This window comes from Pedococcus sp. P2_A3 (assembly GCF_056405035.1).
In genome coordinates this window covers 1-22633 of record NZ_JBFUCW010000010.1, presented here as the reverse complement: position 1 = coordinate 22633, position 22633 = coordinate 1, and the positions used below count along the sequence as shown (strand labels likewise).

Annotated in this window: 11 protein-coding genes; 7 read left to right on the top strand and 4 right to left on the bottom strand. The window is 72.0% G+C overall.

Going from position 1 to position 22633, the window contains the following annotated elements:
* Positions 1–198 precede the first annotated feature (198 nt).
* The 3 genes from mfd to AC1DX8_RS09900 all read left to right on the top strand — a co-directional run bounded on the left by mfd (position 199) and on the right by AC1DX8_RS09900 (position 5397).
* Entirely contained in the window at positions 199–3792 is a 3594-nt protein-coding gene (gene mfd, locus AC1DX8_RS09910) for a transcription-repair coupling factor (RefSeq protein ID WP_477629756.1), read from the top strand.
* A gap of 77 nt (positions 3793–3869) precedes the next feature.
* A complete protein-coding gene (locus tag AC1DX8_RS09905; RefSeq protein WP_477629755.1) occupies positions 3870–4385 on the top strand; it encodes a SurA N-terminal domain-containing protein in 516 nt (171 codons plus the stop codon).
* Positions 4386–4392: 7 nt separating this feature from the next.
* On the top strand, positions 4393–5397 hold the full coding sequence (locus tag AC1DX8_RS09900; RefSeq protein ID WP_477629754.1) for a nucleoside triphosphate pyrophosphohydrolase: 1005 nt from the start codon (positions 4393–4395) through the stop codon (positions 5395–5397).
* Here the strand turns inward: AC1DX8_RS09900 and AC1DX8_RS09895 are convergent.
* The 4 genes from AC1DX8_RS09895 to AC1DX8_RS09880 form a co-directional block, all read right to left on the bottom strand.
* Positions 5355–9581, bottom strand: coding sequence for an nSTAND1 domain-containing NTPase (locus AC1DX8_RS09895; protein WP_477629753.1), 4227 nt, complete (start codon positions 9579–9581; stop codon positions 5355–5357). The genes AC1DX8_RS09900 and AC1DX8_RS09895 overlap by 43 nt on opposite strands.
* Before the next feature lie 175 nt (positions 9582–9756).
* Positions 9757–13923 carry an nSTAND1 domain-containing NTPase gene (locus AC1DX8_RS09890; protein WP_477629752.1) on the bottom strand — a complete coding sequence of 1389 codons (4167 nt, stop codon included), beginning with the start codon at positions 13921–13923 and terminating at the stop codon, positions 9757–9759.
* Between the two features lie 100 nt (positions 13924–14023).
* On the bottom strand, positions 14024–15388 hold the full coding sequence (locus tag AC1DX8_RS09885) for a WD40 repeat domain-containing protein (RefSeq protein WP_477629751.1): 1365 nt from the start codon (positions 15386–15388) through the stop codon (positions 14024–14026).
* Positions 15289–18252, bottom strand: coding sequence for an AfsR/SARP family transcriptional regulator (locus tag AC1DX8_RS09880; protein WP_477629750.1), 2964 nt, complete (start codon positions 18250–18252; stop codon positions 15289–15291). The genes AC1DX8_RS09885 and AC1DX8_RS09880 overlap by 100 nt, the downstream gene beginning before the upstream one ends.
* 152 nt (positions 18253–18404) lie before the next feature.
* On the opposite strand from AC1DX8_RS09880, the gene AC1DX8_RS09875 reads away from it, so the two are divergent.
* The 4 genes from AC1DX8_RS09875 (at position 18405) to eno (ending at position 22442) form a co-directional block, all read left to right on the top strand.
* Complete coding sequence (locus AC1DX8_RS09875; RefSeq protein ID WP_477629749.1) at positions 18405–18722, top strand: hypothetical protein; 318 nt, start codon at positions 18405–18407, stop codon at positions 18720–18722.
* A 103-nt stretch (positions 18723–18825) separates the two neighbouring features.
* Positions 18826–20073 carry a PfkB family carbohydrate kinase gene (locus tag AC1DX8_RS09870; RefSeq protein ID WP_477629748.1) on the top strand — a complete coding sequence of 416 codons (1248 nt, stop codon included), beginning with the start codon at positions 18826–18828 and terminating at the stop codon, positions 20071–20073.
* The gene (locus tag AC1DX8_RS09865; protein WP_477629747.1) at positions 20070–20993 is read left to right on the top strand and encodes a pseudouridine-5'-phosphate glycosidase; all 924 of its coding nucleotides are present in this window, start codon (positions 20070–20072) and stop codon (positions 20991–20993) included. Before AC1DX8_RS09870 ends, AC1DX8_RS09865 begins: the two co-directional genes overlap by 4 nt.
* Before the next feature lie 159 nt (positions 20994–21152).
* Entirely contained in the window at positions 21153–22442 is a 1290-nt protein-coding gene (gene eno / locus AC1DX8_RS09860; RefSeq protein WP_477629746.1) for a phosphopyruvate hydratase, read from the top strand.
* Positions 22443–22633 lie beyond the last annotated feature (191 nt).

Sequence of the window (22633 nt, the reverse complement as noted above, 5' to 3'; positions counted from 1 at the left end):
GCTGTTCTTCTCGCGTCTGTTTCTTGCGTCGTCGTATGCAGTTCACCCAAGTTTGTTGGACACACGCGTCCGGCGACTCATGCAAACGGCTGACGACGACCCGGACAAGGGGCGGGGTTAGGGTGGAGACCCACCCCACCAGCGGTTTGCTGTGGGGCGTTTGTGCTGTCTACGCCGGTCTGTACCAGGAGCCCACTGATGACCCTCGCCCCGCTGCTCGACCTGCTGGGCACCGACCCCGCTGTCGCCCGGGCCCTCGCGGTGGCGCGCGCCGGCGAGCCGGCGGCCGACCTCGCCGTGACGCCCGGCGCCCGGCCGGCGCTGGTCGCCGCGCTGGCCCGCGAGAGTGGTCGACCCCTCCTCGCGGTGACCGCCACCACCCGGGAGGCCGAGGACCTCGTCGCGGCCCTCGGCTGCTTCCTCGACCCCGACCGAGTGGCCGACTTCCCGGCCTGGGAGACGCTGCCCCACGAGCGCCTCAGCCCGCGCAGCGACACGGTCGGCAAGCGGCTGGCCGTGCTGCGCCGGCTCAAGCACCCGGATCCCACCGACCCCACCTACGGCCCGCTCGACGTCGTGGTCGCGCCGGTGCGCGCCGTCCTCCAGCCGGTGTCGCAGGGCCTGGGCGACCTGGCCCCGGTTGCCCTGAAGGCCGGGGACGAAGCGCCACTGGAGCAGGTCGTCGAGGACCTCGCGGCCGCGGCATACACCCGCACTGACCTGGTCGAGCGCCGCGGTGAGTTCGCCGTGCGCGGTGGCATCCTCGACGTCTTCCCGCCCACCGAGGACCACCCGGTGCGCGTGGAGTTCTGGGGCGACACGATCGAGGAGATCCGCTGGTTCAAGGTCGCCGACCAGCGCAGCCTCGAGGTCGCGGAGCACGGGCTGTGGGCCCCGCCGTGCCGCGAGGTGCTGCTCACCGAGTCGGTGCGCGCCCGCGCGGCCGCCCTCGTCGACCAGCTCCCCGGCGCGGTCGACCTGCTCTCCAAGCTGGCCGAGGGGATCGCCGTCGAGGGGATGGAGTCACTTGCTCCGGCCCTCGTCGACGGCATGGAGAGCGTCCTCGACACCTTGCGCGACGGCACCGCGGTGGTGCTGTGCGACCCCGAGCGCGTCCGCACCCGGGCCCACGACCTCGTCGCCACGAGCCAGGAGTTCCTCGAGGCCGGCTGGGCCAACGCCGCGGTGGGCAACAGCGTGCCGATCGACCTCCAGGGCATCCTCGGCACCGCGTCGTTCTGGAGCCTCGCCGACCTGCGCGCCCACGCCGCGCAGTCGGGTATGCCGTGGTGGGACCTCGGTCCGTTCGTCGCCGACGAGGAGCTGGCCGACGGTGACTCGGTCGTCGTCAACACCGGCCTGGAGGAGGCTCCGCGCTACCGCGGCAGCACCCCGGAGGCCGTCGCCGACCTGCAGGGCTGGGTGGCCGACGGGTGGCGGGTCGTCGTCGTGACCGAGGGGCCGGGACTCGCGCGCCGCGTCGCCGAGGTGCTGGCAGGGGAGTCGGTGGCGGCCAGGCTGGACGCCGACCTGACCGACCTCACCGACGGCGTCGTGCACCTGACCACGGGCACCATCGGCAGCGGGTTCCTCGCTCCCGCAAGCAAGTTCGCGCTGATCACCGAGACCGACCTGACCGGCACGCCGGGTCAGGGTGGGTCCACCAAGGACATGCGCAGGATGCCCTCCCGGCGTCGCAACCAGGTCGACCCGCTCCAGCTCAGGCCTGGCGACTTCGTGGTCCACGAGCAGCACGGCGTGGGCAAGTTCGTCGAGATGGTGCAGCGCACGGTCGGCGGAGCCACGCGGGAGTACCTCGTCCTCGAGTACGCGCCGGGCCGGCGTGGACAACCGGGCGACCGGTTGTTCGTGCCCACCGACCAGCTCGACCAGGTCACCCGCTACGTCGGYGGCGAGATGCCGGCGCTCAACAAGATGGGTGGCAGCGACTGGGCCAAGACCAAGGGACGGGCGCGCAAGTACGTCAAGCAGATCGCGGCTGAGCTGATCCAGCTCTACTYGGCACGGATGGCGACGTCCGGTCACGCGTTCGCCCCGGACACCCCGTGGCAGCGCGAGCTCGAGGACGCCTTCTCCTACGTCGAGACCCCCGACCAGCTCAGCTCGATCGACGAGGTCAAGGCCGACATGGAGCGCACGGTCCCGATGGACCGGCTCATCTGCGGCGACGTCGGCTACGGCAAGACCGAGATCGCCGTCCGAGCCGCCTTCAAGGCGATCCAGGACGGCAAGCAGGTCGCGGTGCTGGTGCCGACGACGCTACTCGTGCAGCAGCATCTGCAGACGTTCACCGAGCGCTACCAGCAGTTCCCGGTGACGGTCCGTGCCCTGTCGCGCTTCCAGAGTGACAAGGAGGCACGCGAGACCATCGAGGGCCTGGCCAACGGCAGCGTCGACCTCGTCATCGGCACGCACCGGCTCCTGGGCGGCTCGATCCGCTACAAGGACCTGGGGCTGGTCGTCATCGACGAGGAGCAGCGGTTCGGCGTCGAGCACAAGGAACAGCTCAAGACGCTGCGCACCAACGTCGACGTGCTGGCCATGTCGGCCACCCCGATCCCGCGCACCCTCGAGATGGCGGTCACCGGGATCCGCGAGATGTCCACGCTCGCCACGCCCCCCGAGGAGCGCCACCCGGTCCTGACCTACGTCGGGGCCTACGACGAGAAGCAGCTCGTGGCGGCGATCCGCCGTGAGCTGCTCCGCGAGGGCCAGGTCTTCCTGGTGCACAACAAGGTGTCGAGCATCGAACGGGCGGCCAGCCGGATCCGTGAGCTCGTGCCCGAGGCCCGGGTGGCGACCGCGCACGGCAAGATGGGCGAGCACAAGCTGGAGCAGGTCGTCGTCGACTTCTGGGACAAGAAGTTCGACGTCCTCGTCTGCACCACCATCGTCGAGACCGGTCTCGACATCTCCAACGCCAACACGCTGATCGTCGAGCGGGCCGACGTGCTCGGGCTGTCGCAGCTCCACCAGCTGCGGGGTCGCGTCGGTCGTGGCCGGGAGCGGGCTTACTGCTACTTCCTCTACCCGCCCGAGAAGCCGATGACCGAGACCGCGCACGACCGGCTCCAGACGATGGCGAGCCACACCGACCTCGGGTCGGGCATCCAGATCGCCATGAAGGACCTGGAGATCCGTGGCGCGGGCAACCTCCTCGGCGGTGAGCAGTCCGGCCACATCGCGGGGGTCGGGTTCGACCTCTACGTGCGCCTGGTGGGGGAGGCCGTGGCCGACTTCCGCGGTGACGAGGCCCCTCCGGGGGAGATCAAGATCGAGCTGCCGGTCGACGCCCACCTCCCCCACGAGTACGTCCCCGGGGAGCGGCTCCGGCTCGAGGCCTACAAGAAGCTCGCCAGCGTGGTCGACGAGCAGGCCCTGGCCGAGATCGAGGCCGAGCTGGTCGACCGCTACGGCGCGCTCCCCGAGCCGGTCCGCAACCTGATGGAGGTCGCGCGGCTCCGGACGGTGGCCCGGCAGGCATCGGTGGCCGACATCTCCGTCCAGGGCAACTACGTGCGCTTCGGACCGGTGGACCTGCCCGAGTCGGCGCAGCTCCGGCTGCAGCGGCTCTACCCGAAGTCGCTCGTCAAGGACGCGCTGCATACCATTCTGGTGCCGAAGCCGATGACGGCTCGGGTGGGTGGCCAACCGCTGCGCGACACGGCAGTCTTGCAGTGGGCCAGCGACCTCATCCGTTCCGTCCTGCTGGGCAGCGTCGCCGACGCCGCCCGGGTGGGCACCCGCCAAGGTGCGGACTCGGCTCGATGAGCGTCCAACCGAGCATGGAACCGAGCAGGGTGACACTGAGCATGGTGAGAGGGCAGTACATGACCAAGGGCCATCCCGTGAAGGCATTCAGCGTCGTGCGAGGGGCCGTCGTGGCGGTCGCCGTGGCCGGCGTGCTGGCCGTGTCCGGCTGCGCTACCGCCGGCACCGCCGCCGTCGTCAACGGCCACCGGATCACCGAGCAGGAGGTCCAGGAGGCCACCAGCCAGATCACCAAGGCCTACCCCGACTCGTCGCTCAACGCGGCGAACGCGCTGTCCAGCCTCGTCATGGCTGGCTTCATCAACCAGATCGCGGACGAGAACGGCAAGGGACTGTCCGACAGCGCCGCCGCGGCGGCGATCACCGAGATCGTCGACCCGAGCCACGCCACGCTCGAGCTCGTGAAGTCCAGCATCGCGTCGCAACAGCTCACCACCATCGAGCAGGGGAAGGTCGTGGAGCTCGCCCGGAAGGCGAAGGTCACGATGAACCCGCGCTACGGCACCTTCGACGCCGCGAAGGTCCGGTTCGACACGAGCCAGCCCAACTGGATCAAGGCCGAGCCCGCCGCCCAGCCCACGCCGCAGGGCTGAGCCACCCGTGACGGGACGGCTGACCCTGCTGGTCGGCAGCCCCAGGATCGCGCCCGGGCTGTTCACCCGCACGGCCTGGCAGACCCTCGACACCGCCGACGCGGTGTGGGCTCGCGACGCCTCCGAACCGCTGTCCGAAGCCGTTGCCGAGGCAGGTGTCCCGGTCGAGCACGTCGGTGACCAGACCGCTCCGACGCTCGCTCGGGCGCTCATGGACCGCGCCGCGCAGGGCGACGTCGTCTGGGTCGCCTCGGCCGACGGTGACCCCGGGCTCACCGACGCCATCGCGTCGGAGGTGTCGCGCCTGGGCTCGCCGCCGGAGGTCGAGGTGCTGGTCGCCTCGTGGGACGTCCCCGGGTCGCGGCTGCTCGACCTCGTGGCGGTGATGGACCGGCTGCGCTCGCCCGGCGGGTGCCCCTGGGACGCCGAGCAGACCCCCGAGTCGCTGGTGAAGTACCTCATCGAGGAGAGCCACGAGGCGGCCGAGGCCATCGAGTCCGGCGACCGCGACCACATCCGCGAGGAGCTCGGTGACGTGCTCCTGCAGGTGGTGTTCCAGGCCCGCGTGGCCCAGGAGCACGCCACCGAGCCGTTCGACGTGGACGACGTGGCCGGTGCCATCATCGAGAAGCTCGTCCGTCGGCACCCCCACGTGTTCGCCGACGCCGACGCCTCCACCCCCGCCGAGGTGGAGCGCGCCTGGGAGCAGATCAAGGCCGCGGAGCGCGCGGCCAAGGCGCCCCACGGGGGAGGCGAGGACGGCCACGCGGGCCTGCTGCACGGCATACCGAGGTCGTTGCCGAGCCTGCTCGCGGCGGAGAAGGTGCTCGCGCGCTGGGAGCGGACCGGGCACGGTGCGCTCCCCGAGGCGGACGGCTTCGGCGCCGAGCTGCTCGCGCTGCTCGCCCGGGGGCGAGCCGAGGGCCTGGACGCCGACGCCGAGCTGCGTCGGGCCCTGCGCGACCTCGATCAGGAGGCGCAGACCGGCACGAAGGGCCGGCCCGGCAGGTAGGTGTGCCACTCGGCCTCGGTGAGGTCGCGACCGGCGATGCGGCAGGCGGCTGCCACCCACGAGGCAGGGTCGAGGTTCCAGCTCACCACCGTGCCGGTCTCGCCGGCGAAGAGCAGCTGGGAGTCGTCCGTCGTGAAGGCGGGGTCGCCGTCCCAGTCGACGGTGGCGCTGCCGAGGTAGGCCCCTGTCCGTCCGTCCCAGTGGTTGAGCCGGCCGTTGCTGACGCTCGCGACGAGCGAGCCGTCGTCGCTGAACTTCGTGCCACCACCCACGAACCGGGCCTGGGCCGCGCTCGGCGGGGAGATCCAGCGCATCGTCTCGGCGTCAAGCAGCCCGGTCCCTGTCTCGGTACCCACGAGCAGGCGCCGGCCGTCCGGGGAGGGGAACCTGGCGACCACGTGCGAGCCCAGGGCCGGCCACTTCCGCACCGTTCCGGCGACGTAGTCCACGATGGCGTCGTTGAGGTACACCGTGTGGAGGTCACCGCTGGGCGTGAAGTCGTAGACGTCCTGGTGACCGGCCCTCCCCGACCTCGGGGGGTACACCTGGATCGGCTCGCGCGCGGGCACGAGGGTGTGGGCGTCGAGCACGTGGAGCCGACCTGCTGTGGTGCCCACGAGGAGGTACTTCCCGTCGAGGCTGAAGAAGGCGATGGCGGCGCCCTCGGTGGAGGGTGGCGGAGCCAGCCGTCGCTGGGCGACCTCACGACCGGTGCGGCTGTCCCACGTCCGCACCACGGGGTCGCCGGTGGTCATGTTGATGAGGGTGCTGTCCGGATGCCAGGCGATGTCGAGGTAGCTCCCCTGGGGCATCGAGGTGCTGACCAGCGGACCCAGCGTGCCCGTGACCAGGTCGCGGACCCGGAACCGGGGCCCGAGCTGCACGTACGCGACCTTGCGCCCGTCGGGGGAGATCCGGTCGAAGCCGTTCTTCCACGCCAGGGGCTGCCCCGGCCGGGCAGCGATGAAGCGGCGGGTGCCCGCGAGGTCCCAGGCCTCGAGCACCCCGGCGAAGGTCTTCGTGAACACCGTCGTCCCGTCACGGCTGAATTGCGGGGCGTCGACCGGGCCGGCCTGGGTCAGGAGCTGGACGGGCTCAGCACCACTGACGTCCCAAACCAGCAGGCGGTCGCCGGTCGCCGCCACGCGGGTGCCGTCCGGGGAGAAGGCCAGGGCCGAGGTGGTGCCATGACCCGACAGGTAGGCCTTCGGCCGGAGCGTGGCGGAGTCGACGAGGACAGCCTCGACCCCGGCCCCGACGGCGAGGGTCCGGCCGTCCGGGCTCTCGACGAGCACTGGGTCGAGCTGGTGGACGCCGAGGTCTGCGGGGGACAGCACTCGACGCCGCGTGCCACTCGGGAGGTTGGTGACGACGAGACGTCCTGGGTCGTTGCTCATCGAGTAGAGCGTCCGGCCGTCGCTGCTGACCATCGGGGCCTTGCCGTCCAGCAGCGCGAAGCGCGCGACCGGGTGGCGGGGCGACCGAAGGTCCCAGACCACGGTGAGGTCAGGTCTCGTGCCGCCGATGTCGCGCAGCGACGCGGCGAACCAGCGGCCCCGGGGGCTGTAGCCCATGTTCCACCGGCTGCTGGGGTCGAACCCGAAGTTGTCGTAGACCTGGTAGCCCTCAGGGAAGCCGCCGAGCTGCACGGCGGACCTGGCTCCGCTGGGGTCAAGGAGGACCACCGGCCGCTCGGTGCCTGCTTTGACGAGGTCCGCGCTGATCGAGACCGCGAAGCCGCTCCCGTCCGGGTCGGCGAACACCGAGCCGGCCGACAGGTGCTCGCGGATCGCCATCGGCGTGAGCAACCGCCCGTCGTAGAGCTCGAGGCCCACGGCGTCGGCGGCCGTGGTGGCCACCCGACCGGACACTGGGTCGACGGCCAGGCTCAGGAGGTGACCGGCACTGTGTGCTGTCCTGGTCAGCGCGGGGCCACGGTCGAGGGTCGCGAGCAGGCTGGCGCGGGTGTCCGACGAGTTGTCCAACTTCACGCCCGCAGCGGCGAGGAGCAGCGATCGGTCGAGGTCCTCGGACCGGAGCGCCTCCGCTCCCAGACGGCGGGCATCGGCGGCCCGGGCCTGCTTCGCGGTCGCGGCTGCCTCCCGATCGGCGGTGTTGCGAGCGGTCAGGGCCAGCGCTCCGGCGACGATCGCGACGGCCAGCAGGGCCGCGACGGCAGCGAGTCCGGCGCGGAGCCGCTGGTTGAGTCGCCGCTCGAGCCGCACCTGGGCTTCGGTGGCCCTCTGCTCCTTGTCGGCCAGCGCGGCGGAGGCGTGCAGGAAGTCACGCTCGGTGGCCGTGAGCGTGGCGCCCGACCGCTCGTGCCACTCCGCCGCTCGCGCCTGCCGGACACCGCGGTAGAGCTCGCTGTCCGGGCGGCCCAGGTCGTCCCAACTGCTGCTCGCGACCGACAGGTGCCGCATGATGCGCAGCCCGTCGACGTCGTCGTCCAGCCACGACCGCAGCCGCGGCCAGGCCACCGCCAACGCCTCGTGGGCGATCTCGACGGTGTCTCCGTCGGTGCTGAGCAGGCGGGCGCCCACGAGCCGCTCGATGAGCACCCTGTGGTCCGTGTCGGTGGCGACCGAACGGCGGGGGACCCGCTGCCGGGCGGGCTCGCCGAGGTCGTCGGGTGCGACGAGCCGAACCATGAGGTCACGGAGCACCTCCTGCTGGCCCGGGGTGAGGTCGCGGAAGAGGCTCTCGGCGGACTGGGCGATCGCCTCGCGGATCCCTCCGGTCGCGCTGTAGCCGGCGACCGTGAGGGTGGTGCCCTCGCGTCGCTTCCAGGTCTGGCGCAGCACGTGGGACAGCAACGGAAGGGCTGCGGGCTCACCTTGCACCTCCCGGACCAGCAGGTCGACCAGGCCGGGCTCGAGCCGTAGCCCGGCGTGCGCCGCAGGTCCTTCGATCGCCAGCCGGAGGTCGGGTTCGCTCATGGCGCCGAGCAGGTAGAGCCCGGGCTGGATGAGTCGGGCGAACTCAGGGTGGGCGGACAGCTCGCCGATCCGGTCCGCACGGATCGAGAGCACGAGCGCACCGCGCCCGGGGACAGGGACGGGGGCTGCGAGGAAGGCCGCGAGGCGGTCGAAGAAGTCCGCCCGCTCAGCGGGGTCCACGTCGGGTGCGAGCGCCTCCTCGCACTGGTCGACCACCATCACGTCGTTGGGCCGGTGGCTGGTGGCGGACAGGGCCTCCGTGGGGTGGGGGCCGGGGGTGACCACCGCGACCCGGCGACCATCCCGTTCGAGTGCTGCGGCGACCCCGGCACGGATCAGCGAGGACTTGCCGCAGCCCGACGGGCCGAGCACCGCCAGCACGCCGGTCTCGTCCAGGCGCCGCAGGCACGCCACCACGTCCGCCTGCCGACCGAAGAAGGCCGGGGCGTCGGACACGTCGTAGGCGACCAGGCCGAGGTACGGGCAGGCGGCTGCGGCGGCCGGCCCGCTGTGCGCCGTGAGCGAGGGGTCCTGACGCAGGATGGCCTGCTCCAGCTCGGCCAGCTCCGGGCCGGGGTCGAGCCCCAGCTCGTTCACCAGGGTCACCTTGGCGCGGTGCAGCGTCTGGAGGGCGTCACCCTGTCGGCCCGCTTGGTACTGCGCCTGGGCCAGCAGGCCCCACCGTCGCTCGCGGGTGGGCTGTTCGGCCACCATGCGCAGCACGTCGCCCATGGCCTCCTGGTGGCGGCCGGACCTCAGTGCGGCTTCGGCGTGCACCTCCTCGGCTTCACGCCACAGCTCGCCCAGGCGCTCGGCCTCGACCCGCCCTGGGCCCCAGTCGGCCAGCTCGACGAGCGGTTCGCCCCGCCACAGCTCCCGGGCCTGCCCAGTCACGTAGTGCGCCCGCTCGGGCTCGCCGTTCGCCAGCAGCTCGCGAGCCCGCGCCAGGAGGTCCTCGAAGTGGACGTGGTCCACCTCGTCGTGGTGCATGACGAGGCGGTAGCCGTTGGTGGAGGTCTGGATCGCCTCGGGTCCCAGTGCCTTGCGGAGCCGGACGATGCACCCCTGGACGACCTTCTGCCAGGTCTCGGGAAGGTCCTCGCCCCACAGGGTCTCGGCCAGCGCTTCGGTGCTGAGGTCCGAACCGGGCCGGGTCGCGAGGGCTTGGAGGACGACACGGTCCCGGGGGCCGAGGGTCGTCCGTCCGTCGTCGACCTGCAGTGATCCGAGCAGCGCAATGCGCATGCTTCGACAGTGGTCCTCGTCCGAGGACGCGTCAACACCCCTGACACCCAGTTGACACCGGCGTCGAGGGGGGATGAAACCGATTGTCCGACAAGACTTTTCAGTCATGTGGTGCGTTGCGGTCAAAGGGGCGAAAGTGCGGGGAGCTCTCGACGTCGAGGGGGGTGGGTTGTGATCAGGAGGCGCAGACCGGCACGAAGGGCCGGCCCGGCAGGTAGGTGTGCCATTCCTGCTCTGTCAGGGGCCGACCCGCCAGCCGGCAGGCCGTCGCCAACCACGACCGGGGATCGAGGGTCCAGGTGAGGAGCGCTCCACCCGCTCCCGCGAAGAGGATGCGGCGGTCGTCCTTGGTGAAGGCGGGTTCGCCGTCGTCGTTGACCGTCGTCGAGCCCAAGTAGGTGCCGGTGACGCCGTCCCAGTCGCTCAGCTTGCCCTCGTTGACGCTCGCCACCAGGCTCCCGTCGTCGCTGAACCGGGTGGAGTAGCCCATCAGCCCGGCCTGCGTCGGGACGGGAGTCGATACCCACTTCATGGTCGTGGCGTCCAGGAGGCCGACCCCCGCGTCACCGAGGTCCACGAGCAGCCGGTTTCCGTCGGGCGATGTCTGGAGGTTCTTCACTGGCGCACCGAGGTCCGGCATGGTGCGGATGGCGCCCGACAGGTAGTCCACGACCTGATCCCCTGCGTATGCCGTGTGGCGGGCAGTGCTGAACACGAGTGAGCCCAGCGGAGCGGCCTCGGACTGGCCCGCCTCGGCCCTGGTGACCTGGACGGGCGCCCGAAGCGGGCTCAGCGTGCGTGCGTCGAGGACGTGCAACCGTCCTGTGGTGCTCCCGACGAGCAGGTACTTGCCGTCGTCGGTGAAGAAGGCGATCGCGGCCCCCTCGCTCGAGTCCGGTGGCCCCAGTCGGTGCTGGGCCAGCATCCGACCGGTCGCCGCCGCCCACGTGCGCACGACGGGGTCGCCGGTGGTGACGTTCACGGTCGAGTCGTCGGGATGCCACGCCACGTCGATGAAGCTCCGCTGCTGCATCGGCAGGGCGAGCACCGGGCCGAGGCGGCCCGTGGCGAGGTCCCGGATCCGCAGCCTTGGTCCGCCCTCCACGTACGCCACCTTGTCGAGGCCCGGGGAGACGCGCACGACGGGTTGGCCTAAACCGGAGGCCTCCCCGACCCGCGAGGCGAGGAACCGCCGTGACCCGTCGAGGTCCCAGGCCTGGACCAGCCCGGCCAGCGTCGCGGTGTAGAGCGTCTGGCCGTCGCGGCTGAAGGCAGGCAGGGAGGCCCCGCTGCGCTCGACGAGGATCTCGCGGGCCTCGGATCCGTGCAGTGCCCAGACCGTCAGCCGGTCCCCCGAGGCGGCGACCCGGGTGCCGTCGGCCGAGAAGGCCAGCCCGTTCGTCCAGCCCTGGCCGGCGAGGTAGGTCCGCGGCGCGAGCGTGGAGGTGTCCACGAGGACGGCCTCCACCCCGCCGCTGATCGCGAGGCGTGCACCATCGGGGCTCTGGACGAGAACCTCGTCGAGCTGACGCACCCCGAGGTCCTTGGGCTCCAGGACACGTCGCAGCCGGCCGCTCGGAAGGGCAGTCACCACGAGCCTGCCGCCTCCTGGGCTGGTGGAGTAGAGCGTGCGGCCGTCGGAGCTGACGGTCGGGGAGTGCCCGTCAGCGAGTGCGAAGATCGCCATCGGCTTCGCGGGTGACTCGAGGTCCCACACCCCGGTGAGGTCTGGCTTCTCGCCGTGCAGGTGGATGAACGAGATCGCGAGCCAGCGGCCGTTGGGGCTGAACCCCATGCCCTGGAACACGTGGAAGCCTGGCGGGAGGCCGCCGAGCTGCGTCGCTGACCGGACGCCCGACTTGTCGAGCAGCACGACGGAGGGCTCGCTGCCGCCCTCGACGAGGTCGGTCAGCATCGACACGGCGTAGTGCTCGCCATCAGGGCTGGCCGCCACCTCGACCCCGTGGATCGGCGCCGGCACGGGGACCTTCGCGAGGGTCTGTCCGTCGCGCAGCTGGAGTCCGATGTCGTCGGCAGYCATCGTCGCGACCTGACCTGTGGCCCCGTTGACGCGCAGGCTGAGGATTCGCCCGGTGCTGCGGGCGCTGGCGGCCAGCGAAGGCCCCCGGTCGAGGGTCGCGAGCAGTGCCGTTCGGGTGTCCACCGTGTCGTCGAGGGTGACTGCGGCGGCAGCGAGCAGGAGGGAACGGTCGAGGTCTTCGGTGCGCAGTGCCTCGGCACCCAGTCGACGGGCGTCCGCCACCAGCGCCTGCTGGTCGGCCCGGTTGGCGGCCGTCCTCGCGAGGGCCCCCGCGACGATCGCGACGGCCAGCAGCACCGCGACAGCCGCGAGGCCGGAGCGCAGACGTTGGTTGGAGCGACGTTCCCTCCGGACCTGCTCCTCGGTGGCGCGCTGTTCGGTCTCGGCCAGCTCGGACGAGGCGTCCAGGAAGGCCCGCTCCGCAGGGGTGAGCTCGGGGTCGTGGCCGCGCCGCCACTCCGCTGCCCGGGCCTGGCGGACGCCGCGGTAGAGCTCGCTGTCGGGGCGCCCCAGGTCGTCCCAGCTCGTGCTGGCGACCGAGAGGTGCCGCATGATGCGCAGCCCGTCGACGTCGTCGTCGAGCCACGACCTCAGTCGCGGCCACGCAAGGGCGAGTGCCTCGTGGGCTATCTCCAGGGTCTCACCGTCGGTGCTGAGCAGGCGGGCGCCCACCAGCCGCTCGATGAGCAGAGTGTGGTCCTCGTCCGTGGCGATGGAGCGGCGGGGGACCCGCTGGCGGACGGGCTCGCCGAGGTCGTCCGGTGCGACGAGCCGCACCATCAGGTTGCGCAGGACGCCCTGCTGACCAGGCGTGAGGTCGCGGAACACGCCTTCGGCGGACTGCGAGATCGCCTCGCGGATCCCCCCCGTCGCCGCGTAGGCAGCGACGGTCAGGGTGGTGCCCTCCCGCCGCTTCCAGGTCTGACGCAGCACGTGGGACAGCAGGGGGAGGGCGGCTGGCTCTCCCTGCACCTCCCGGACGAGCAGGTCCACCAGGCCGGGCTCGAGCCGCAGCCCGGCCTGCGCCGCCGGCCCTTCGATCGCCAGCCGGAGGTCCGGTGTTGTCATCGGGCCGAGCAGGTACAGGCCGCGTTCGATGAGTCGGGCGAACTCCGGATGCGTCGAGAGCTCACCCAGCCTGTCAGCCCGGAGGGAGACGACAAGGAGCCCCCGCCCGCGGGTGGCGAACGCGACTAGCTGGTCGAAGAACTCGCTCCGCTCGGGCGAGTCTGCGTCGAGCGCGAGAGCTTCTTCGCACTGGTCGACGACGAGGACGTCCGTCGCCCGTGGGTTCGCAGCGGACAGCGCCTCGGTCGGGTGCGCCCCCGGGGTGAGGACCCGGGTCCGACGCCCGTCGCGCTCCAGGGCTGCCCCGACCCCCGCCCGGGCGAGAGATGACTTCCCGCAGCCGGACGGCCCGACCACGGCGAGGACCTGTCCCTCGTCCAGTCGGCGCAGGCAGGCGGCGATGTCGGCTTCGCGGCCGAAGAAGGCCGGGGCGTCGGCGATGCCGTAGGCGACCAGACCGAGGTAGGGGCACTCGGCACTGGTCGGGGGGAGCACCGTCTGGGCGGCCAGAGACGGGTCCTGCCGCAGGATGGCCTGCTCCAGCTGGGCGAGCTCCGGGTTTGGGTCGAGCCCCAGCTCGTTGAGGAGGGTGAGCTTGGCACGGTGCAGCGTCTGGAGGGCGTCTCCCTGGCGCCCGGCCTGGTACTGCGCCAGGGCCAGCAGACCCCACCGTCGCTCGCGCGTGGGCTGTTCGGCCACCATGCGCAGCGCGTCGCTAAGGACGTCCTGGTAGCGGCCGGAGCGCAGCCCCGCTTCGGCGTGCAGGTCCTCGGCGTCCCGACACAGCTCGCCGAGCCGTTCCGCCTCGACCCTGCCGGGACCCCAGTCCGCGAGGTCGACGAGCGGTTCGCCGCGCCACAGCTCCCGTGCCTGCCCGGTCACGTAGAGCGCCCGCTCGGGTTCGCCGTTCGCCAGCAGCTCGCGAGCCCGGGTCAGGAGGTGCTCGAAGTGCAGGTGGTCCATCTCGTCCTGGTGCAGGTCCAGGCGGTAGCCGTGGGGTGAGGTGCGGATGGCTTCGGCACCGAGGGCCTTGCGGAGGCGCACGATGCAGCCCTGGACGACCTTCTGCCAGGTCTCGGGCAGCTCGTCTCCCCAGAGGGTCTCGGCGAGTGCCTCGGCACTGAGCTCGGTGCCGGGGCGCGTCGCCAGGGCCTGCAGGATGATGCGGTCGCGCGGACCGAGAGCCGTCCGACCGTCGTTGACCTGCAGCGTTCCCAGCAGCGCGATGCGCATGTGCTGACAGTGATCCTCGCCCGAGGTGGCGTCAACCGCTCTGACACCGGATTGACACCGGTGCCGCACGGGGGTCGACACCGAGGGTGCCCGGAATGGGTCAGGACGCGCAGACGGGGGCGAAGGTGCGGGTCGGGAGGTAGTTGCGCCACTCCTGTTCGGTCAGTGGCCGGCCCGCCAGTCGACAGGCGGCGTCGACCCAGGACCGGGGGTCCAGCCGCCAGGTGAGGACGTTGCCGTCGCTCCCTGCGACGAGCAGCCGGTGGGCGTCCCGGGAGAAGACCGGGTCGCCCGCGGTGGACGCCGTCGCGGTGCCGAGCAGGTCGCCCCTCCGGCCGTCCCAGTAGCTCACCCGACCGTCCTCGGTGACGCTGGCCACGAGCGACCCGTCGTCGCTCCACACCGTCGTGGAGTTGCCCACGAGCCCGGCCTGCGCCGCGCTCGGCGGGGCGATCCAGCGCAGGGTGGTGGCGTCGAGGAGCCCGGTCCCGGTAGGGCCGGTCCCCACGATGAGCCGCTTCCCGTCGGGCGATGGGTACAGGTCCACCACGGTGAAGCCGAGGTCAGGCATGCGCCGGACGGTCCCGGCGACGTAGTCGACGATCGCGTCGGCCAGGTATGCCGTGCGGCCGTCGCCGCTCGTGGCGAAGCTCCAGATGTCGTCGGCCTGAGGCTCCGTCTCCTTCGTCACGTGCACCTGGATCGGTTCCCTGACGGGGGCGAGGGTCCGTGCGTCCAGGACGTGCACCCGCCCTTCGGTGGTTCCGACGAGCAGGTACTTCCCGTCGCGGCTGAAGGAGGAGGCAGCGGCGGCTTCCCCGGAGGGTTCGGGGGCGAGCCGGTGCGCGGCGAGCGCACGGGCTGTGGTCGCGTCCCAGGTCCGCACCCATGGGTCTCCCGAGGTCATGCTGACGATGCCGCCGTCGGGGTGCCAGGCAATGTCGCTGTAGCTCCCCTGTGCCATGGGCGGGGCGACCACCGGTCCGAGCCTGCCGCTGCCGACGTCGCGGATGCGGAACTTGGGTCCGTTGGCCAGGTAGGCCACCTTCGACCGGTCCGGGGAGAACTTGACCCAGGTGTCCGGCCAGTCCAGGTGCTCGCCGCGCTGGGTGGAGAGAAAGCGTCGGTCGCCCACGAGGTCCCACGACTGGACCAGACCCCCGACCGTCTTGGTGTAGAGCGTCTTCCCGTCCCGGCTGAACGCGGGGTCGTCGGCGTCACCCTCCTGGGCGAGGACCTCCACCGGTTCTCCCCCACTGAGGTCCCACACCGTCAGGCGGTCGCCAGCCGCGGCCAGGTGGGTGCCGTCGGGCGAGAAGGCCAGGGCCTGCGCGTCACCCTGGCCGGAGAGGTGCGCTCGTGCCTTCAGCGTCGCGGTGTCCACCAGGACGACCTCGACCCCGGCGCCCACCGCGAGGGTCCGGCCGTCCGGGCTCTGGGCGAGCACGTCGTCGAGCTGCCGCACGGCGAGGTCGGCTGGGTCCAGGGCCCGACGCGTGGTGCCGCCGGGGAGGTTGGTGACGAGCAGCTGGCCCCTCCCGCCGGGTACGAGGCCCTCGTCGTAGGCGCCCGTGTACAGCGTGCGGCCGTTCGGGCTGACGGTCGCAGCACTGCCCACCCAGCCGAGCTCGAGTCTCGCGACCGGGCGGCTGGGGGACTCCAGATCCCAGACCAGGGTGATCGTGCGCCCGTCCTCGGGCATGTGCACCAAGGACGCAGCGAACCAGCGGCCCGTGGGTGAGAACCCGAGGTACCAGCGCCGAGGGAACCCGAGGTCGAGGACCTGGTACCGCGGCGGGATGCCGCCGAGCTGGACCGGCGACCTCGCGCCGGACCGGTCCAGCAGGAGGATAGGCGACTGGCCGCCCTCCACCAGGTCGCCTGAGATCGAGACGACATAACCCTGTCCGTCCGGTCGGGCGACGACCGTGCCCCCGACGAGCTTCTCGGGCACCGGTAGGCGGCGCAGGGTCGGTCCGTCATAGAGCTCGAGACCGATGCCGTCCGCCGCCATGACGGCCACCTGGTCGGTCGACGCGTTTGCCGCCAGGTGGAAGATCCGGCCGGAGCTCCGTGCGCTGCCGATGAGGGCCGGGGTGCGGTCGAGCGTGGCGAGGAGGTTCGTCCGCGTGTCCAGCGAGTCGTCCAGCGAGACCCCCGCCGCAGCGAGTAGCAGGGAGCGGTCGGTCGCGGTGGAACGCAGCGCCTCGGACCCGAGGCGACGGGCATCGGCGGCCTGGGCCTGCTTCGCGGTCGCGGCTGCCTCCCGATCGGCAGTGTCAGCAGCGGTCTTGGCCAGCGCCCCCGCGACGATCGACACGGCCAGCAGGACGGCGACGCGGACAGCCCGGCCCGGAGCCGTTGGTTGGAGCGCCGTTCCCTCCGGACCTGCTCCTCGGTGGCCCGCTGTTCGGCCTCACCCAGCTCCGCCGAGGCGTCGAGGAAGGCCCGCTCGGCAGGGGTGAGCTCAGCCTCGTGGCCGTGCCGCCACTCGGCTGCCCGGGCCTGGCGGACCCCGCGGTACAGCTCACTGTCGGGTCGTCCCAGCTCGTCCCAGCTCTCCGCAGCCACGGTGAGGTGCCGCATGATCCGCAGCCCGTCGACGTCGTCGTCCAGCCACGACCGCAGTCGTGGCCACGCGACGGCAAGGGACTCGTGGGCGATCTCCACGGTGTCACCGTCGCTGCTCAGCAGGCGTGCTGCCACCAGCGCCTCGACGACGGCCGCGTGCTCGTCGTCCGACGTCACGGTGCGTCGAGCCACCCTCGTGCGGACCGGGTCGCCGGCGTCGTCGGACGAGACGAGCCGCACCATGAGGTCACGGAGCATCCCCTGCTGGCTCGCGTTCAGCTCGCGGTAGAGCCGCTCGGCGGACTGGGCGACGGCTTCGCGCACCCCGCCGGTCGCGGCATACCCGTTGACGGTCAGGGTGTCGCCCTCGCGGCGGCGCCACGTCTGCCGCAGCACGTGGGACAGGAGGGGCAACGCCCCGGGCGAGCCCTCGACCTCGCGCACGAGGAGGTCGACCAGTCCCGGCTCCAGGCGCAGCCCGGCCTGCGCCGCAGGGCCCTCGATCGCGCTGCGCAGCTCGGCGGAACCCATGCCCCCCAAGAGGTACAGCCCCCTCTCGACGAGGTGGGCGAAATCGGGGTGCGCGGCCAGCTCGCCGAGGCGGTCGGCCCGGAGCGAGAGCACCAGCCGGCCCCGGGCCGCGAACGCGACCAGCCCCGCGAAGAACGCCTCCCGCTCCGGCGAAGACTCGGGCAGGCCCAGGGCCTCCTCACACTGGTCGACCACGAACACCGCCCCCGGGCCAGTGGGTGCTTGCGCCAGCACCTCCTCCGGATGTGCCCCTGGCGTCACGATCTTCACCGGGTGACCGTCGCGCACCAGCGCCGCGGCAACTCCCGCCCGGACCAGCGAGGACTTGCCGCACCCGGAGGGTCCCACCACGGCCAGGACACCGACCTCGTCGAGCCGCTGCAGGCACGCGCCGACGTCCGTCTCGCGGCCGAAGTATGCCGCCGCGTCACCGACGTCGTACGCGACCAGCCCGAGGTAGGGACAGTCCGTGACCGTGGCCGGCGCCACCCCCTGCGCCACGAGGTCAGGGTCCTGGCGCAGGATCGCCTCCTCGAGCTCGGCGAGCTGGGGCCCTGGGTCGAGGCCGAACTCGTTCACGAGCGTGGCGCGGGCGCGCTGCAGCGTGCTGAGCGCCTCGGTCTGGCGTCCGTCCTGGTACTGCGCGAGCGCGAGGAGGCCCCACCGACGTTCGCGGGTGGGCTGCTGGGCGACCATGCGGTGCAGCTCGCCCATCACCTCGCGCTGGCGCCCGGCACGGATGGCCGACTCGGCATACAGGTCCTCGCCGTCGCGGCGCCGCTCGGCGAGGCGCTCGGTCTCGATCCGGCCCACGTCCCAGTCGACCAGCCGTTCCAGCGGGTCGCCGCGCCACAGGCCCAGGGCCTGGCCGCTGGCGTACCTGGCCCGCTCGGGCTCACCCGTGGCCAGCAGTGCGCCGGCCCGCAGCAACAGGTCCTCGAAGCAGAGGTGGTCGAAGTCGTCGCGGTGCAGGACGAGCCGGTAGCCCGTGCCGGAGGTCACGATCGCCGTGGACCCCAGCGCCTTGCGGAGTCGGGAGACGCACCCCTGCACCACCTTCGGCCAGGAGGGCGGGAGCGCCTCTCCCCACAGCGCCTCGGCGAGCGCCTCGGCCCGCACGGTCTCACCGGGGCGGGCGGCCAGCGCCTCGAGGACCACCTGGTCCCGTGGGGCCAAGAGGATCCTCCCCTCGTCGACCTCGAGGGGGCCGAGCACGGCGATGCGCACACCTCGAATGTGGCCCCCTGCCGGTACCCCGTCAACGGTCCTGATACCCGGCTGATACCCGGCCGGCGCTGCCCCGGTACCGGGTGGTGCGACAACAGGTCATGGACAACCCGTCCGGCACGAAGCACCAGCTCAAGCAAAGGATCAGGACCATGTCGCACACCACCAGCATTCGCCGGTCGGCCTCCGTCCTCGGAGCCACCGGACTCATCGCCCTCTCACTGGCCGGACCGGCCAGCGCCCGTGAGATCCCGGGGAACGGCGACTGGGCAGACCAGCACTGCTCGACCAACTGCTACGTGGGGGGCACGACTGGCGGCACCCAGCGGACGCTGTCCAACCCGATCGACGACAACGGGGTCGAGGTGCTGCAGCTCGGCGCGGGCCTGCTTGCCGGTCTCGCCCTCGCGGGCGCCGGGGCGGCGGCCTTCTCGCGGCGGACCCACGCGCACGCTGCTCACCCGGCGTGACCGGCAGGTCCACCGGCTCGCGGGAGCCCGACGTCGAGTAGTCGCCGGGCTCCCGTGGCATCCGCCCTTGCTTGAAATACCAAGTGCTCTTAGAGTTCCAAGCATGAGCCTCACTCACCGGGAGCGGGACATCGTCGACCTGCTCCGCGCCCAACCCCTCCTCGATGCCTCCGCGATCGCGGAGCGGCTCGGGTCGACCAAGGCGGCCGTGTCGGTGCACCTGTCCAACCTCACCCGGAAGGGCGCCATCCTCGGTCGCGGCTACATCGTCCGCCCGGACGCGCACTCCGTCGTCGTGGTGGGCGGCGCGAACATGGACATCAAGGCCCACTCGAACCACCCGATCGAGCTACGCACCTCCAACCCCGGTGTGGCCCTGAGCACCCCCGGCGGCGTCGGTCGCAACATCGCCGAGAACCTCGCCCGGCTCGGCAGCCCCACCCACCTCGTGGCCCCGGTGGGTGGCGACTCCTTCGGCGACGAGATCGTCGCGGCGACCCGCGCGGCCGGCGTGGTCGTCGACCACCTGATCGCGTCGGACGACCCGACCGGCACCTACCTGGCGGTGCTGGACTCCAGCGGCGAGCTGGTGGTGGCGGTGTCGAACATGCGGGCCACCGACCGGCTCACGGTGCGCCAGCTGATGGCCTCCCGCGACCTGCTGAGCCACTCGACCCTGTTGGTCCTCGACGGCAACATCCCCGAGGCTCCGGCGGCGTGGCTGCTCGACTTCGCCGCGGCGGTGGAGGTGCCCGTGGTGCTCGACCCGGTCAGCGTCGCCAAGGCGCGCCCGCTCGCCCACCTGCTCTCACCGCAGCGACCCCTGCTCGCGCTCACGCCCAACCTCGACGAGCTGTCGGCCATCGTCGGCGAACCGGTGGCCCAGACCCGGGCGGCGATCGCGCGGGCAGCCCGCCGGTTGCACGACGTGGGGGTCAAGAACGTCTGGGTGCGCCGTGGCACCAAGGGGAGCCTGCTCAGCAGCCTCGGCGACACCGGACGGGCCACCGTGGTCACCCTGTCCGCCCCACCCGTCACAGCGGTCGACGTCACCGGCGCGGGCGACGCGATGACCGCGGCGTTCGTCCACGCGCTGATGCGTGGCGACAGTGCCGTCGACGCGGCCCGGTTCGGCCAGATGGCGGCTGCCCTCACCGTTGCCAGCCCCGAGACGGTCCGCCCGGACCTGACTCCCCGACTCATCGACGCAGAGCTCCGCAAGGCGCTGCGGGGGACGACCCGGCGTGGCGCCACCCAGGACGGCCAGGCCCAGAGCAAGACGCGCGGCAGCCAGAGCCGCCAGGCCCAGAGCAGCCAGAGCCAGACCAGCAAGACCAAGGAGAACGCATGACCACCCCGCACCCTTCGCTCCAGCTCACGACCGAGGTGGCCGAGGCGCTCGCTGCAGGCCGGCCCGTCGTGGCCCTCGAGAGCACGATCATCAGCCACGGCATGCCCTACCCCCGCAACGTCGAGATGGCGCTCGAGGTGGAGCAGATCATCCGTGACGGGGGTGCGACCCCGGCCACGATCGCCGTGCTCGACGGGGTGCCGCGGATCGGTCTCACCCGCGACGAGCTCGAGACCCTGGCGACCCACCCCGACGTCGCCAAGGTGAGCATCCGCGACCTGCCCTACGTCATTGCCCGGCACGCGCACGGTGCCACCACGGTCGCCAGCACGATGCGGCTCGCGGCCCTGGCCGGGATCAGGGTGTTCGTGACCGGCGGCCTCGGTGGGGTGCACCGCGGCGCCGAGACGAGCTTCGACATCTCGGCCGACCTCACCGAGCTGGGCCAGACCGACGTGGCGGTGATCAGTGCCGGGGTGAAGTCGATCCTCGACATCGGTCTGACGCTCGAGTCCCTGGAGACGCTGGGGGTGCCGGTCGTGGTCGTCGGCTCTGACGAGTTCCCGTCCTTCTACTCGCGCGAGAGCGGCCACCCGGCGCCGATGCGGGTCGACTCGGCCGACGACCTGGCCGCGATGATGCGCGCGAAGTGGTCGCTCGGCCTGTCGGGTGGCATCGCGGTCACCAACCCGGTGCCCGCGGAGGACGAGATCCCGGCACCGGAGATCGGCGTCCTCATCGACCAAGCCCTCGCCGAGTGCGACGAGCGTGGCATCCACGGCAAGGACATCACCCCCTTCCTGCTGGGCCGGATCGTCGAGCTGTCCGGGGGTGCGAGCCTCGAGACCAACATCGCCCTCGTGCGCCACAACGCGCGGCTGGGAGCCGCGCTCGCGGCGGCATACCAGCGCTTGGCCTGAAGCACCTCGATCGCCGGGGCGAGTGGGGGTATGCCGTGGGGCCGGCTCCACGGGGTGCGTCCACGGTGCGGGTCGGTCGTCGCCGGGCGGGGAGTTGGCGGGTAGCCTCGGGTCGTATCTGTCCGGCACCGTCTGTTCAGCAATCCGATGGAGATGTCTGTGGCCACCATTGACGCAGTAGGCGCTCGCGAGATCCTCGACTCGCGCGGCAACCCGACGGTGGAGGTCGAGGTGGCGCTCGACGACGGCACCATCGCCCGCGCCGCCGTCCCCTCGGGCGCCTCGACGGGTGCCTTCGAGGCCGTGGAGCGCCGTGACGGCGACAAGCACCGCTACCTCGGCAAGGGTGTCGAGCAGGCGGTCGACGCCGTCCTCGACGAGATCAACCCCAAGCTCGTCGGCTACGAAGCGAGCGAGCAGCGCCTCATCGACGGCGTGATGCTCGGGCTCGACGGCACCGACAACAAGGGCAAGCTCGGCGCCAACGCCATCCTCGGCGTCTCGCTCGCCGTGGCGAAGGCCGCCGCGGAGTCGGCCGGCCTGCCCCTGTTCCGCTACCTGGGCGGCCCCAACGCCCACGTGCTGCCCGTCCCGATGATGAACATCCTCAACGGCGGCAGCCACGCCGACTCCAACGTCGACGTCCAGGAGTTCATGATCGCGCCGATCGGCGCCGAGACGTTCCGCGAGGCCCTGCGCTGGGGCGCGGAGGTCTACCACGCGCTCAAGGGTGTGCTGAAGGAGCGCGGCCTGGCCACCGGACTCGGCGACGAGGGCGGCTTCGCGCCCAACCTCGAGTCCAACCGCGCCGCGCTCGACCTCATCCTCGAGGCGATCGAGAAGGCCGGCTACCAGGCCGGCACGCAGATCGCGCTGGCCCTCGACGTCGCCGCGAGCGAGTTCCACAACGAAGACGGCACCTACCAGTTCGAGGGTGCCGCCAAGAGCTCCGCCGAGATGGTCGACTACTACGCCGACCTCGTCGACTCCTACCCGCTGGTCTCCATCGAGGACCCGCTCGACGAGGAGGACTGGGACGGCTGGAAGGCCATGACCGACCGCCTGGGCACGCGCGTGCAGATCGTCGGCGACGACCTGTTCGTCACCAACCCGGTGCGTCTGCAGCGTGGCATCGAGTCGGGCACGGCCAACGCGCTGCTGGTGAAGGTCAACCAGATCGGCTCGCTGACCGAGACCCTCGATGCCGTCGACCTCGCGCACCGCAGTGGCTACCGCTGCATGATGAGCCACCGTTCCGGCGAGACCGAGGACGTCACCATCGCCGACCTCGCCGTCGCGACGAACTGCGGCCAGATCAAGACCGGTGCCCCGGCCCGCTCCGAGCGGGTGGCCAAGTACAACCAGTTGCTGCGCATCGAGGAGGAGCTCGACGACGCCGCCGTGTATGCCGGCGCCGGCGCCTTCCCCCGGTTCGTGGCCCAGGGCTGACACCGGGCAGGCAGGGACTGACGATGGGCGACACGGGACACGGCGACGACCGGCAGGACAAGCCGGCCGGTCGTCCCAGCACGCCCCGCAAGGCCGCCTCCCGCGCCGGGGCCACCCGCACCCCGGCTGCTCGCGGCGCCGCGCCCCGCTCGGCCGCACCCCGCTCGGCCGCACCCCGCTCGGCCGCACCC